The organism is Sphingomonas sp. NIBR02145, from assembly GCF_027359115.1.
In the GTDB taxonomy this organism is placed as follows: Bacteria; Pseudomonadota; Alphaproteobacteria; order Sphingomonadales; family Sphingomonadaceae; genus Sphingomonas; species Sphingomonas kyeonggiensis_A.
Map to the genome: position 1 here is coordinate 3,489,021 of NZ_CP114791.1, position 13,289 is coordinate 3,502,309.

General features: G+C 66.5%; 12 protein-coding genes and 1 tRNA gene. 2 read left to right on the forward strand and 11 right to left on the reverse strand.

Going from position 1 to position 13,289, the window contains the following annotated elements; genetic code table 11:
• Nucleotides 1-5: 5 nt before the first annotated feature.
• Nucleotides 6-92, forward strand: a tRNA-Leu gene (locus O3305_RS15790).
• 152 nt (nucleotides 93-244) lie between these two features.
• Nucleotides 245-3,217 (forward strand): TonB-dependent receptor, encoded by a 2,973-nt coding sequence (locus O3305_RS15795; protein ID WP_269573392.1) that lies wholly within the window; start codon nucleotides 245-247, stop codon nucleotides 3,215-3,217.
• Nucleotides 3,218-3,249: 32 nt separating this feature from the next.
• Here the strand turns inward: O3305_RS15795 and O3305_RS15800 are convergent, their stop codons facing one another.
• The 11 genes from O3305_RS15800 to O3305_RS15850 form a co-directional block, all read right to left on the reverse strand.
• Nucleotides 3,250-4,221, reverse strand: coding sequence for a flagellar motor protein MotB (locus O3305_RS15800; RefSeq protein ID WP_184163115.1), 972 nt, complete (start codon nucleotides 4,219-4,221; stop codon nucleotides 3,250-3,252).
• Nucleotides 4,222-5,085 carry a flagellar motor stator protein MotA gene (gene motA / locus O3305_RS15805; protein ID WP_184163112.1) on the reverse strand — a complete coding sequence of 288 codons (864 nt, stop codon included), beginning with the start codon at nucleotides 5,083-5,085 and terminating at the stop codon, nucleotides 4,222-4,224. It abuts the gene before it with no gap.
• A 164-nt stretch (nucleotides 5,086-5,249) separates the two neighbouring features.
• Nucleotides 5,250-6,149, reverse strand: coding sequence for a flagellin N-terminal helical domain-containing protein (locus O3305_RS15810; RefSeq protein ID WP_269573393.1), 900 nt, complete (start codon nucleotides 6,147-6,149; stop codon nucleotides 5,250-5,252).
• 6 nt (nucleotides 6,150-6,155) lie between these two features.
• Complete coding sequence (flgK, locus tag O3305_RS15815; protein WP_269573394.1) at nucleotides 6,156-7,499, reverse strand: flagellar hook-associated protein FlgK; 1,344 nt, start codon at nucleotides 7,497-7,499, stop codon at nucleotides 6,156-6,158.
• The gene (locus O3305_RS15820; RefSeq protein WP_269573395.1) at nucleotides 7,496-7,852 is read right to left on the reverse strand and encodes a rod-binding protein; all 357 of its coding nucleotides are present in this window, start codon (nucleotides 7,850-7,852) and stop codon (nucleotides 7,496-7,498) included. The genes flgK and O3305_RS15820 overlap by 4 nt, the downstream gene beginning before the upstream one ends.
• On the reverse strand, nucleotides 7,849-8,946 hold the full coding sequence (locus O3305_RS15825) for a flagellar basal body P-ring protein FlgI (RefSeq protein WP_269573396.1): 1,098 nt from the start codon (nucleotides 8,944-8,946) through the stop codon (nucleotides 7,849-7,851). Before O3305_RS15825 ends, O3305_RS15820 begins: the two co-directional genes overlap by 4 nt.
• A 14-nt stretch (nucleotides 8,947-8,960) precedes the next feature.
• Nucleotides 8,961-9,659 carry a flagellar basal body L-ring protein FlgH gene (locus O3305_RS15830; protein ID WP_269573397.1) on the reverse strand — a complete coding sequence of 233 codons (699 nt, stop codon included), beginning with the start codon at nucleotides 9,657-9,659 and terminating at the stop codon, nucleotides 8,961-8,963.
• Between the two features lie 11 nt (nucleotides 9,660-9,670).
• Nucleotides 9,671-10,459, reverse strand: coding sequence for a flagellar basal-body rod protein FlgG (flgG, locus tag O3305_RS15835; protein WP_184163091.1), 789 nt, complete (start codon nucleotides 10,457-10,459; stop codon nucleotides 9,671-9,673).
• A 15-nt stretch (nucleotides 10,460-10,474) separates the two neighbouring features.
• Nucleotides 10,475-11,218 carry a flagellar basal-body rod protein FlgF gene (gene flgF / locus O3305_RS15840; protein ID WP_184163088.1) on the reverse strand — a complete coding sequence of 248 codons (744 nt, stop codon included), beginning with the start codon at nucleotides 11,216-11,218 and terminating at the stop codon, nucleotides 10,475-10,477.
• A gap of 26 nt (nucleotides 11,219-11,244) precedes the next feature.
• A complete protein-coding gene (locus O3305_RS15845) occupies nucleotides 11,245-12,552 on the reverse strand; it encodes a flagellar hook protein FlgE (RefSeq protein WP_269573398.1) in 1,308 nt (435 codons plus the stop codon).
• Between the two features lie 27 nt (nucleotides 12,553-12,579).
• Nucleotides 12,580-13,287 carry a flagellar hook assembly protein FlgD gene (locus O3305_RS15850; RefSeq protein ID WP_269573399.1) on the reverse strand — a complete coding sequence of 236 codons (708 nt, stop codon included), beginning with the start codon at nucleotides 13,285-13,287 and terminating at the stop codon, nucleotides 12,580-12,582.
• Between the last annotated feature and the right edge of the window lie 2 nt (nucleotides 13,288-13,289).

The following is a 13,289-nucleotide window of genomic DNA, read 5'->3' on the forward strand; positions in this document are numbered from 1 at the left end:
CACGTGCGGTCGTGGCGGAACTGGTAGACGCGCAACGTTGAGGTCGTTGTGGCCGAAAGGCCGTGGAAGTTCGAGTCTTCTCGACCGCACCAGTGAAAAATGCAGGCACCCGGCGACATCGCCGCGGTGCCGCAATTTTTTCGAGAACCGGGCAAACTTCTGCGACAAGTCGCGCTTAGCCACGCCTTGTTCATGCGAGCGGTGTCACTGCACTGCCGGGGTTTTCGAAAAGGGTGGGGAATTCATGCGTTCTACGTTGATGCTTGGGTCTGCTATTGCGGGGTTGCTTGTCGGCGCCATGCCGGGAGCCGCACTGGCCCAGGCGCAGCAGCAGCCCACACCCACGCCCGCGCAGGACCGTCCGCAGCAGCCGGCCCGGCCGGCGGCGTCGCAAGACAGCGGCAGCGACGAGATGGGGGATGAAGGCGCGATCGTCGTCAACGGCGTGCTTCCGGGTGCGGTGAAGACCGATGTGAAGCCGGAGGTGCAGCTCAACCCCGCCGATATCCGTGCCTATGGCGCCTCGAACGTGTCGGAGCTGATCACGGCGCTCCAGGCGCAGCTCGGCAGCGGTTCGGGCCGCGGCGACGAGCAGCCGGTGATCCTGATCAGCGGTCGCCGCTCGAGCATGAATGAAGTCCGCGACCTGCCGACCGAGGCGATCGAGCGGATCGATATCCTGCCCGAGGAAGTCGCGCTGCAATATGGCTATGCGGCCACGCAGAAGGTGATCAACTTCGTGCTGCGCCGGCGCTTCCAGGCGCTCACCACCGTGCTGGAGGGGCAGATGCCCACCGCCGGCGGCAACTTCACCGGCAGCGGCAACGTCAACATCCTCAAGCTCAACCGCGACGGGCGGGTGACGCTGGATGTGAAGTACAACCAGAATTCAGCGCTCCTCGAGAGCGAGCGCGGGGTAACCCGCGCGGGCAATTCGCTGTTCGACACCACCGGCAACATCACCGGCATCGGCGGTGCGCAGATCGATCCGGCGCTGAGCGCGCTGGTCGGGTCGTCCGTCACCGTCGCCGGCGTGCCGGCGAACGCAGCCAATGGCCTGCTGCCGCTTTCGGCCTATGCGGCCAATGCCAACGATCCCAACGTCACCGATCTCACGCCCTATCGCACCCTGATCGGCCCGGCGAAGACGCTGAACGTCAGCGGCATCTACAATCGTGCGCTTTCGCCCAAGGTGAGCGCGACCGCGACGATCAATCTCGACGTTACCGAGAATGAATCCTGGCTCGGCCTGCCCAGCGCGACGCTGACCCTGCCGGCGGGCAATCGCTGGTCGCCCTTCAGCCAGAACGTCCAGCTGCTGCGCTATTACGACAATCTCAACCCGCTCACTCGCTCGGGCGGCAGCCAGGCGCTGCGCGGCGAAGTGACGATCAACGGCGATTCGGCACCCTGGATCAAGAGCTGGCGCTGGTCGCTCAACGCCAATTACCAGCAGACGGGCAGCGATTCGACCACGACGCGCGGCATCGATCCCTCGCAGATGCAGGCGCTGCTCAACGCCAATGACGCGAGCTTCAACCCGTTCGGCGAACTGCCCTACAGCGCGCTCGTCATCCGGCCGAACGACTGGACCGAATCGACCACGAAGGTCGGCAATGTCGAGTTCCTCACCAACGGCGCGCTGTTCAAGCTGCCGGCGGGCGACGTCATCACGAGCATCCGCGTGGCCGGGCGCACCAACGATCTTTCGGGCCGCTCCTTCCGCTCGGGGGTGTTCAGCAACAGCGACATCTCGCGCGACACCGGCAGCATCCGCGGCAACATCAGCGTGCCGATCGCCAGCCGCCGCCGCGCGGTGCTCGATGCGATCGGCGACTTCTCGATCAACGCCAATATCGAAGTCGAGCAGCTCTCGGACTTCGGCCGGCTGACCACCACCGGCTATGGCTTCAACTGGTCGCCGATCACCCAGGTCCAGGCGATCGTCAGCGTCATCGACGACAGCAACGCGCCGACGCCGGGCCAGCTCGGCAATCCGGTGATCACCACGCCCAATGTGACCGTCTATGACTTCGTGCGCGGCGAAAGCGTCAACATCAGCCAGATCACCGGCGGCAACGCGCTGCTGAGCGCCGACAGCCGGCACGTGTTCCGCGCCGGGCTCAACATTCGGCCACTCACCGAGACCAATCTCGGCATCGTGGTGAACTACACCAATTCGCGCTTCCGCAACGCGATCCAGAGCTTCCCCGGCGCTTCGGCCGAAGTCGAGGCGGCGTTCCCCGATCGCTTTGTCCGCGACGGCGCCGGCCGGCTGCTCAGCATCGATTCGCGCCCGGTGAACTATGACCGGACCGAGCATTCGGAACTGCGCTGGGGCTTCAACCTGTTCCTGCCGATCGCCTCGCCGCAGCAGAAGCGGATGCAGGCGCGGCGCGAGGCCTTCCAGAAGGCCCGCGAGGAATCGCGCCGCACCGGCCAGCCCATGCCGGCCGAGATGACCGCGATGTTCGAGCAGTTCCGCCGCTTCGGCCAGCAATCGAGCCTGTTCGGCGGCACGATGAGCCAGCAGTTCCGCGGCCCGCGCCCTGAAGGGCAGCAGGGCCAGAACCAGCCGCAGCCCCAGGGGCAGGAGCAGGGCCAGGGCCGGGTTCAGACCGATGCGCCGGGCCAGGGGCCGGGTGCCGGTGGCGGCGGTCAGGGCGGCGGTCCGCGCTTTGGTGGCGGTCCGGGCGGCGGCCGTGGCGGCTTTGGCGGCGGGGGTGGCGGCAACCGCCTGATCTTCAGCGCCTATCACACCTGGGTGCTCAAGGATGAGATCCAGATCCGTCCAGGCCTGCCCGTGATCGACCGGCTGAGCGGCGACAGCGCCCAGTCGATTGCCGCGCACCGCATCGACATCACCGCGGGCGTGAAGCGCGACGCGATGCTCGTCCAGCTCAACGGCAACTGGACCAGCGGCACGCATACCAGCACCGGCAGCGCGGCGATCCCGGGCAGCATCAGCGAGCTCAACTTCGGCAGCCTCGCCAAGCTGAACCTGCTCGCCGAGTACAACCCGGGCCAGGACATCGATTTCCTGCTCAAGCATCCCTGGTTCCGCGGTTCGCGGATCCAGCTGCGCGTCGATAACATCTTCAATGCCCGCCAGCGGGTGACCGACCAGAATGGCCTGACGCCGGCGGCCTATGCGCCGAACCTGCGCGATCCTCTCGGCCGCACGGTCAAGCTGACCTTCCGCAAGCAGTTCTTCTGAGGAAACGCGCCGGCGCGTTTCGGCGCGCTGGTTTAATGCTCCAGCGGCGCGCCGGCTTCGCGGCTGGCGCGCAGGCCGGGACGGAAGCGGCCCTGCTGGTCCTGGTCCATGATCCGGCGATAGAGCAGGGTGATCGAGACGCGGCGGTTGCGCGGGTCGGCGGGATTCTCGACGATCAGCGGTTCGCGGTCGGCCACGCCCTCGATCCGCTCGAAGCGCGTTTCGGTAACGCTGCCTGACAGCAGGCGCCGGCGCGTGGCTTCGGCGCGGCCGCTGGAGAGCATCCAGTTGTTCATCGCCAGCGGATCGCCATAGCCGAGACTGTCGGTATGGCCGCGGATCATGATCGGGTTTTCCATGCCCTTGATCGATTCGGCGATCGTGCCGATCAGCGCGCTCGCTTCGGGCACCAGGGCAGTCGTGCCCAGGTTGAACATCGAATAGTTCGCATCGTCGAGCAGGTCGATCCGCATGCCGTCGCGCGTCGGCACGAAGCGGACATGGTTGGCGAGCTTCGAAAGCGCCGGAGTCATCCGCATGCGCTGGCGGATGCGCTTGGCGGTTTCCTCGAAATTCTTCTGGTCCTGCTGAGTCAGCGCGCGCTGGTCCTTGAGCGTACCCTTGCTGCCGGTGCCGACATCCTTGCCGCCGGCGCCGCCCACCGGCACGGTCAGCGACTTGGTGCCGGTCTGCGATGCCTTGCCGGGATAGTTGTCGCGCTGGTTGATCGCCTCGCCGCCGAACAGGCCGTTCGAGCCGGCGCTGTTCTGCTTGAGCTCGACCAGGGTCGGCGCGAAATAGTCGGCAAGCGCCTTGCGCTGCTTCTCGGTGGTGGCGCCGAGGATCCACAGCAGCAGGAAGAACGCCATCATCGCGGTCACGAAGTCGGCATAGGCCACCTTCCAGGCGCCGCCGTGATGGCCGCCATGCCCCTCGACGATGATCTTCTTGACGATGATCTTCGGCTGGAGCTGGTTTCCATGGGGTGCGCGCTGCGCGGCCACTTACCGGCCCCTCAGCCCGTCGAACACTTCGCCGAAGCCCGGCTGGTTGGCGTGCGCGATGCTGGAACGCGCCGCTTCGATCACCAGCGGCTGCGGATGGCCGTGGAGCGAAGCGATGATGATCTGCTTCACGACGTGATAGATCGCCGCATCGGCATCGATCACCTGCTGCAGGCGGCCGGCCAGCGGCGCGACGATGCCGTACGCCAGCAGCACGCCCATGAAGGTGCCGACCAGCGCCGAACCGATCATCGCGCCGAGGATGCTCGGCGGCTTGTCGATCGAGCCCATCGTCTTCACCACGCCGAGCACGGCGGCGACGATGCCGAGTGCCGGCAATGCGTCGCCGAGCGACTGGAGCGTGGTCTGCGGGCCCTGTACTTCGTGATGGTGGGTCTTGATCGAGTTATCCATCACTTCCTCGACCGCATGCACGTCGAGCGTGCCGGACGAGACGACGACGAGGCGCAGCGTGTCCGTGATCAGGTTGATCAGCGTGTGATCGGCGAGCAGGCGCGGATATTCGGCGAAGATCGCACTGGACTTGGGATCCTCGACATGTGGCTCGAGCGCGATCGGGCCTTCGGTCCGCAGCATCTTCATCAGCTTCGAGACCAGGAAGATCGTGTCGAGATAGTCCTGCTTCTTGTATTTCGGGCCCTTGAGCACCTTGGCCAGGCCGCCGCCGAGCGCCTTCAGCTCCTTGGTGGAGTTGCCGATGACGAGCGCGCCGGCGGCGGCGCCGCCGATGATCAGCATCTCGTGCGGGATGGCTTCGAGCACGGGGCCGAGCGCGCCGCCGGTGATCGCGAAACCACCGAAGACCATTGCCAGCAGGATGACGAGGCCGATTGCCGGAAACATGTGCGCGAAACCCCCGATTTGTCGTCTCGGTTAACGACCGTTTCGCCGTGATATTCAGCGGAAAAACATGGTTAATTCGTTACCGGCGCCAACTATTTCGCGCTTTCGCTTTGGATTTGCGCGCGGGCCGTCTAGCGGCCGGAAAATCGCGTCTTCCCGGTAGTTTACTTGAGGTAGTCGAACAGCGAGACGCTGGTCAGCTTGGTAAAGCTGGCCTGGGTCGCCTGCAGCACGGTCAGCGTCTTCTGCAGATTGGCGACCGCGGTCGGGATATCGGTGTCCTCGATTCCCGATCGGGTGCTCTCGCGCGTCTCGGCGACGGCGGTCAGCCGGTCAGCCTCGAGATCGAGCCGCGCCGCCCGTGCGCCCACCGAAGCGCGCGCCAGCGTCACCTGGTCGAGCGAGGCGTTGATGCCGGCCAGCGCGGTGTCGCCGGCGGCATGGACATTGGTGCCTGATTTGAGCGCATCGGCCAGGTCGCCGATCGTCTTGAACATATCGACATCGCCGGTGGTGAACACACGCGCGCCGCTGATCGTCGGCTGGATGCTCTCGCCATCGGCCACCGGGATGCCCGAAGGATCGCCGGTGCCGGCGAAGCTGATCGAGCCGTCGGCGTTCTTCACATAGGCGGTATCGCCGGCCGCGCCGCCGAACAGCGGCTGGCCGCGGATGTCGTCCTTGGTGTTGGCCAGGCCGTAGAGCGTGTCGCGGATCGCGCTCAGCTCTTCGCCGATCGCGGCACGGTCCGAATCCGACAGCGTGTCGTTGGCGGCGCGGGTGGCAAGCTCGAGCGCGCGCTGGAGCTGCGTCTCGACGCTGTCGAGCGTCTGGTCGGTCTGCGCGATCACGCCCTGTGCGACGTTGATGTTGGCCTTGTAGGTCGAATCGCCCGTGGTGGCGCGCTGGATCTGCTGCAGCTTCACATAGGCGGCCGCGTCCGAGACCGCGGTCACGCCCAGCTTGGTCGTGGCGATCTGGGTCTGGGTCTTGTCGGCCTCGGCGGTGAGCTGGGTCATCAGCGACACCGGGCGGCTGTACATCTGCGAAGTGGAGATGCGCATGATCGTTTACCTGATATCGAGGATCGACTGGAGCGTTTCGCGCGCGACCTGGATCACGCGGGTAGACGCCTGATAGGCCTGCTGGAAGCGCATCAGATCGACGGCCTCCTCGTCGATGTTCACCCCGCTGATCGAATCGCGCGCCGAAACGGCGGCGTCCCGGATCGACGACTGGGCATCGGCGACGCTGTTGCGGCCCGCGAGCGCCGCGCCGTTGGCGGCGGTGAGATCGGTGACGCCCTGCTCGAAATTGCCGCTGGTGCGCAGCGCTTCGAGCCCGGCGAGATTGCTGTTGTCGCGGGTGCCGCCACCGGCCGCAGCGGCCGCGATACCGCGCGGATCGCTCATCACCGCGGTCAGCTGATAGGCGGGATCGCCGACCGCGAAGATCGGCTGGCCGGCATTGCCCTGCAGGTCGCCGCCCGCCGCCTGGACGGCGTTGACGCCCTCGGCGAAATCCTGCGCCATCTGGCTGATCTGGTCGCGCGCCGTCGCGATGCGGCTGCCGCTCTCGGCAATGCCGGCCATCGCGCCGCCGTTCGGGGACATGATCTGCACTTCGCCGGTCGGCTGGCGTACCGAAAAGGCAAAGGCGCCTTCGTCGTTGCTGGTCTGCGAAACGATCGCTGCCTGCGCGCCGTCGACGAGCGCGGGGCCCGAGCTGCCACCGGCGCGCACCGAAGCGCGGCCATAGGCATCGAAGCTTACGTTGACGTCGGTGAGCGCGCTCATCTGCTCGAGCATCTGGTCGCGCTGGTCGAGCAGCGCGGCCTGGCCGGCGGTGCCGTCGGTCGCGCGGGCAAGCCCGGCATTCACCTTGGCGAGGCTCGCGGAAAGATTGTTGAGCTGGGTCACCGCCGTGTCGGCCGAGGCCTTGAGGTCGGTCATCGCGCCGTCGAGCGCCTTGCCGGTCGCGCCGAAGGCGGCGGCGACGCTGGCCGCGTTCTCGAGCAGGGTCGCGCGCGCCGGCAGCGCGGTCGGATCCGCGGCCACAGCCTTTGCCGAAGTGAAGAAGGCAGTCAGCTGGCCGCCGAGATTGTTCTGCGTCAGGCCCGTATCGATGCGGCCCAGCCAGGTCGCGCCGGCGAGCGTACGGGCAAGGTCGGAACTGGCGCTGCGCACTTCGGTCGCCTTGAAGGCATCCGCCGCGCGAATAACGCCGCCGACATTGGCGCCCAGGCCCGAATTGATCGCGCTGGTGTTGCCGCCGGTGGCGACGACTTCGCGCACCGTGGCGACGCGGCGCGAATAGCCGGTGGTCGCCGCATTGGCGATATTGTCCGACGTGGTGGCGAGTGCCGACTGGTAGGCGCGTGCGCCGCTGGCGCCGATCGAAAGCAGGTCGGTCATTTGACGGTGCCTCCTTCTGTCGCGGTGGGCGCGGTGCCGGGTTCGGCTGCCGTCTCGGTCTTCATGCTCTTGGCCAGGAAGGCGGTCATCGCCTTACCGATGCCGATCGGAGCGTGCACGGCCATGCTCTGGGCGAGCTGCTGGTCCTGCATGTCGCGGAACTGGTCCTCGCCCTTGCTGTCGAACAGCCCGTCGCCGAGCTTGGCCTGGCGCATCGACTTCAGCATCATGCCTGTGAAGACGGCCTCGAAGCGCTGGCCGGCGGCTTCGAGATTCTCCTTGTTCGCCAGGCGCGACGTGTCGGTCGACACGCCGCCCGACGGGCTGCCGATGGGGCCAAGCACGTTGCTCACAGGATGATCAGCTCCGCCTTGAGCGCGCCGGCTTCCTTGAGTGCCTCGAGGATGGCGACCAGGTCCGCCGGCGACGCGCCGATCGCGTTCACCGCCTTGACGACGTCCGAGAGCTTGGGGCCCGGGTCCATCAGGAACATGGGGTGCTTCTCCTCTTCGACGCCGACCGTGCTGTGCTGCTCGGTGCGCGTCTCGCCCTTGCTGAACGGCGCGGGCTGGCTGGTGCGCTGGTTCTCATCAATACGAACGGTCAGTTTACCATGTGTTACCGCAGCGGGGCTGACCCGGACGGCGGAGTTGATCACGACGGTGCCGGTGCGCGCGTTGACGATCACCCGGGCAGCGGCCTCGGCCGCCTCGACCTTGAGGTTCTCGACTTCGCTCATCAGCTCGGCGCGCACGTCGCGGCCCTCGGGGGCCTGGATGGCGATCGACACGCCGTCGATCGCGCGGGCGCGGCCGGGGCCGAAGCGAAGGTTGATCGCGTCCTGCACCCGCTGCGCCGTGGTGAAGTCGGCACGGGCGAGGTTGAAGGTGATGAAGGGCGACTTGTCGAAGCCGGTATCGACGCTGCGCTCGACGGTGGCACCTTCCGGGATGCGGCCGGAGCTCGGCGTGTTGACCACGATCTTCGAGCCGTCGGCGCCCTCGGCGCCGAGCCCGCCCACGGCAAGGTTGCCCTGCGCCATCGCATAGATCTGGCCGTCGGCGCCCTGGAGCGGCGTGAGGATCAGCGTACCGCCGCGCAGCGACTTGGCCTTGCCCATCGACGAGACGGTGATGTCGAGCTTCTGGCCCGGCTTGGCGAAGGCGGGCAGCTCGGCGGTTATCATCACTACCGCCGCGTTCTTCAGGCCCGGCGCCACGCCCTGGGGCAGCTGCAGGCCGAAGCGCGAGGTGACGCCCTTCATCGACTGGACGGTATATTCCAGATTGTCGTCGCCCGTGCCGGGAAGGCCCACGACCACGCCATAGCCGGTCAGCTGGTTGGTACGGATGCCCTGGAACCCACCCAGGTCCTTCACGCGCTGGGCGTGTGCCGGGGCAGTTGCGAGAAGGGCGAGGGCGGCGAGCGCGAGGAAGCGGCGGATCATCGGTCTGCTCCGGCTTAGAAGGGGCTGATCACGGAGAAGAACCGGCTCAGCCAGCCCTGGCGGCTGGCGCGGGCGACATCGCCCTTGCCGGTATAGGCGATGCGGGCATCGGCGACGCGCGTGGAAAGCACGCGGTTGTTCGCGTCGATGTCCGCCACGCGCACGATACCCTTGATCTGGACGAACTCGTCGCCGCGGTTGAGCGTCACGCGCTTCTGGCCCTGCACCAGCATCGTGCCGTTCGGATAGACCGCGGCAACCGTGACGCTGATCTCGCCCGACAGCGCATTGGCCTGGTCGGCGGTGCCGGTGCCGTTGAAGTTGCGCTTGCCGCTCACGCTGGCGTCGCTTTCCTTGAACAGCGACAGCGCACCGGTGCTCGGCGGGGTCAGGCCGAAGCCGCCCGAGCTGTCGAGCTTGGTGCCGGCCGACTTGGACGCTGCGGTCTTCTCGACCAGCAGAATCGACAGCGGGTCACCCACGCGGCGCGCGCGCTGGCCTTCGTAGAGCGCGGCGTAGCCGTCGTTCACCTGGAAGATGCCGCCATTGGCCGGCGCCGGCGTCGCGGGTGCGGCGCTGGGAAGCGTCACGGAAAAATCCTCCTTTGGCTTCTTCTTGCCGATCCCGAGGAACTGGGCCTGGGCCGGCGTCGCGGCGAAGGCGAGCCCGGCGGCGGTCAGTGCGGCGGCGGCGATGCGGGTGAGATGCGTCATGATCCGTCGCCTCAGATGTTCTGGTTGACGTATTTGAGCATCTCGTCGGTCGCCGAGATCATCTTCGAGTTCACCTCATAGGCGCGCTGGGTCTCGATCATGTCGACCAGCTCCTCGACGACGTTGACGTTCGAGCCTTCGAGCATGCCCTGCCGGATCGTGCCGCGGCCATCGACGCCGGCATTGCCGAGCGCGACCGTGCCGCTTGCCGGCGTCTCGATCAGATAGTTGTCGCCCACCGCCTGCAGGCCCGCCGGATTGGGGAAGCTGGCGATCTGGATCTGGCCGATCTGGGTGAGGTCGGTCTGGTTCGGCATCTGCGCCGAGACGGTGCCGTCGGTGCCGACGGTGACCGAGATCGCGCCCTCGGGAATGGTGACGCCCGGCATCACCTGATAGCCCTCGGAGGTGACCAGCTGGCCTTCCGCCGAGCGCGAGAAATTGCCCGCGCGGGTATAGCCCAGGCCGCCGCCGGGCAGCTGGATCTGGAAATAGCCATTGCCGTCGATCGCCATGTCGAGGCCGTTGCCGGTCGTCTGCAGCGATCCCTGGGTCTCCAGCCGCTGCGTGCCCTGCACGCGCACGCCGGTGCCGAGGTTGAGGCCGGTCGCGTACTTGGTCTCAGCCGTCGAGGCGGCGCCAGGCGCCGTGACCACCTGATAGGCGAGCGTCTGGAAGCTGGCGCGGTCCTTCTTGAACGCGGTCGTGTTCACGTTCGCGAGGTTGTTCGAGATGACCCGCATGCGCGTATCCTGGGCGTCGAGACCCGTGCGCGCGATGTGCAATGCTGCCGAACCCATCGGTCTTACTCCCTATCAGGACGGCATCCGCATCAGCGATGCGGTGCTCTCGTCCATGTTCTTCGCTTCCTTGAGCAGGTTGGCCTGCACTTCGTAGGCGCGCTGGTTCTCGATCATGTCGACCAGCGCCTGTGTCAGATTGACGTTCGACTGCTCGAGCGAACCCGAGGTCACCTTGGCGTCCATGTCCTCGGGCAGCACGCCGCCGCCCTTCACATGGAGGAGATTGTCCAGCCCCTTGACGGTCTGCGAACCGTCGGTGCTGACCAGCTTGATCTTGTCGACCACCTGCGGCTGCGTCGGATCGCCGCCACGCGGCACGATCGAGACGGTGCCGTCCTCGGAGATCGAAACCTTGTCGGCGGGCGGCACGGTGATGGGGCCCCCCGACCCCATCACCGGGAAACCGTCGCCGGTTTCCAGCACGCCCGAGGGCGCGATCTTCAGATCGCCGCGCCTCGTATAGGCTTCGCTGCCGTCGGTCGCCTGGACGGTCATCCAGGCATCGCCGTTCACGGCAACATCGAGCGGGTTGCCGGTCTGGACGATCGTGCCCTTGGTGCGGTCGATGTCGTTGACTTCTTCCGCCGCCAGCTGGCGCGAATCCATGCCCGTACCCTGGAGGACCAGCCGGTCGAAGCTGACGCGCTCGGCGCGGAAGCCGATGGTCGAGGCGTTCGCGATGTTGTTCGCGATCGTCGCCTGCGACTGCATCTGGCTCCTGAGCCCAGACATCGCGGTATAGACAAGCCGGTCCATGGGTTGCTCCTCCTCAGCCGATCAGATCAGCTGCGGATGTTGAAGATGGTCTGGGACATCTGGCTGGCGGTATCGAGCGCCTTGGCATTCGCCTGGAAGTTGCGCTGCGCCGCGATCAGATTGACCAGCTCCTCGGTGATGTCGACGTTCGAGCGCTCGATCGCGCCCGACATCAGCCCGCCGAACCCGTTGGTGCCCGGCTCGCCAAGGCGCGCATCGCCCGAGAAGCCGGTGGCGGCCCAGGTCGAGTTGCCGAGCTGGCGCAGGCCCGCATTGTTGGTGAAGCTGGCCAGCACGACCTTGCCCAGTGCCTGGGTGTCGCCGTTCGAGAAGCTCGCGGTCACGGTGCCGTCGTCGCCGATGGTCACGCCTTCGATCTGGCCGACGGGCGAACCGTCCTGCTTGGTCGAGTTGAGGCTGAACGGCGAACTGACCTGGGTGGTGCCCTGGGTCAGGTCGAGCTTGAGCACCTGCTCCGAAGTCGCGCCCGGCGCCAGGAAGCCCATGAAGGTCACGGGGGTGGTGGGCTCGGAGAGCTTGCCGGTGCTGTCGAACTTCAGCTCGAACTGCGAGATCGTGTTGGGATCGTCGCCGGCGTTCAGCTGCTGGTCGCCGACGAACGAATAGACCTTCCAGCTGCTGGTCGCGTCGGTGTCGCTCGGCTTGGTCTCGCGGACGAAATAGTTGGTCAGCGTCAGCGCGTTGCCGTTCGCGTCATAGACCGTGGTCTGGACCGACTGGTTGTAGGTCGTCGGGTCGAAGCGGTCGAACTTGTATTCGGTGCTGTCGAACTTGACGTTGTCAGCCGGGAGCGCCGAGCCGGCGTTGAGGTTGAGGCCCAGCTTGACGTTCTCGGTGGCCTGCGGCGTGCCGCTGGTCTGCGGCAGGCGCAGGCTGACGGTCGAGGAAAGACCGGTCGCGACCACCGCGCCCGAGCCGTCCACCGGATAAACCTGCAGCTTGTTGCCCTGGGCGTCGACCACATAGCGGTCGGCATCGACCTGGAAGCTGCCGTTGCGGGTGTACGCAACGCCGTTGCCGCTCTTCTCGTCGCCCTTGACGATGAAGAAGCCGTCACCCGAGATCGCGACGTCGAGCGCCGAGGACGACTGGGTGAAGCCACCCTGGCCGAACTGCTGGCGCACTGCCTTCACGACCACGCCCGAACCGACCATCTGGGTCGGGTTCATGTTGGCGGTCGACGCGATGACGTCGGCGAACTGGGTGGTGCTCTTCTTGAAGCCGTTGGTCTGCACGTTCGCGAGATTGTGCGAGATCGTCGACATGTCGGTCTGCGCTGCCTGCAGGCCGGAGAGCGAAGTGAAGAAGGACATTTTCCGTTACTCCTTGGAAAAACTGGTTCAGCCGACCTGCCAGACGGCGTCGGTGGAAACGTTGCCGATGCCCGGAAGCGTCAAGAGCGGCTTGCCGTCGGATCCCATCGAGACGGCGGTGACGGGCGCCCAGACCAGCGGATAGGCCTTGACGTTGCCGGTGCCGTCGGTGGCGGTGACGCTGACGGTGAACGGGCCGTCGCCGGCATCTTCGCCGGCATCGGTCTTGCCGTCCCAGTCCCAGGCGACCGCGCCCTTGGTCTCCTTGCCCATCTCGATCGTCTTGACCGCGTTGCCGTTGGCATCCTTGATCGACACCGTGACGTTGGTCGCGTCCTTCTCCAGCGCGACGGCGCCGGCGAGGCCGCCGGTGGTGCGCGGATAGGCGGTCGAGCCCTGGACCAGCACGGTCTTGCCGACATAGCCGATCGCGTCGTTGAGCGTGGAGGTGCTCAGCTGGCTGGAGATCGACTTCAGCGTCGAGCTCATCTCGGTGATGCCGGAGAGCGACGAGAACTGCGCCATCTGGGCGACCATCTGGCTGTTATCGACCGGCTCGAACGGATCCTGGTTCTTCAGCTGGGCCGTCATCAGCGCCAGGAAGTCGGATACGTCCATGTCGGTCTTGCCGAGGTTGGAGGTGTCCTTGGTGTCGAGCGTGGTGCCGCTCGTGGTGCTCGTGGTGTTGTACCGCGAGATGCCCAGTCCGGCGAGGGTAGTATCGAAATCACTCATGA

Coding starts and splice junctions, on each gene's coding strand:
- O3305_RS15795 (WP_269573392.1), top strand. CDS start 245: ATGCGTTCTACGTTGATGCTTGGGTCTGCTATTGCGGGGTTGCTTGTC.
- motA (WP_184163112.1), bottom strand. CDS start 5,085: ATGTTTCCGGCAATCGGCCTCGTCATCCTGCTGGCAATGGTCTTCGGT.
- O3305_RS15810 (WP_269573393.1), bottom strand. CDS start 6,149: ATGCGCATCTCCACTTCGCAGATGTACAGCCGCCCGGTGTCGCTGATG.
- flgK (WP_269573394.1), bottom strand. CDS start 7,499: ATGACCGACCTGCTTTCGATCGGCGCCAGCGGCGCACGCGCCTACCAG.
- O3305_RS15825 (WP_269573396.1), bottom strand. CDS start 8,946: ATGATCCGCCGCTTCCTCGCGCTCGCCGCCCTCGCCCTTCTCGCAACT.
- O3305_RS15830 (WP_269573397.1), bottom strand. CDS start 9,659: ATGACGCATCTCACCCGCATCGCCGCCGCCGCACTGACCGCCGCCGGG.
- flgG (WP_184163091.1), bottom strand. CDS start 10,459: ATGGGTTCGGCAGCATTGCACATCGCGCGCACGGGTCTCGACGCCCAG.
- flgF (WP_184163088.1), bottom strand. CDS start 11,218: ATGGACCGGCTTGTCTATACCGCGATGTCTGGGCTCAGGAGCCAGATG.
- O3305_RS15845 (WP_269573398.1), bottom strand. CDS start 12,552: ATGTCCTTCTTCACTTCGCTCTCCGGCCTGCAGGCAGCGCAGACCGAC.
- O3305_RS15850 (WP_269573399.1), bottom strand. CDS start 13,287: ATGAGTGATTTCGATACTACCCTCGCCGGACTGGGCATCTCGCGGTAC.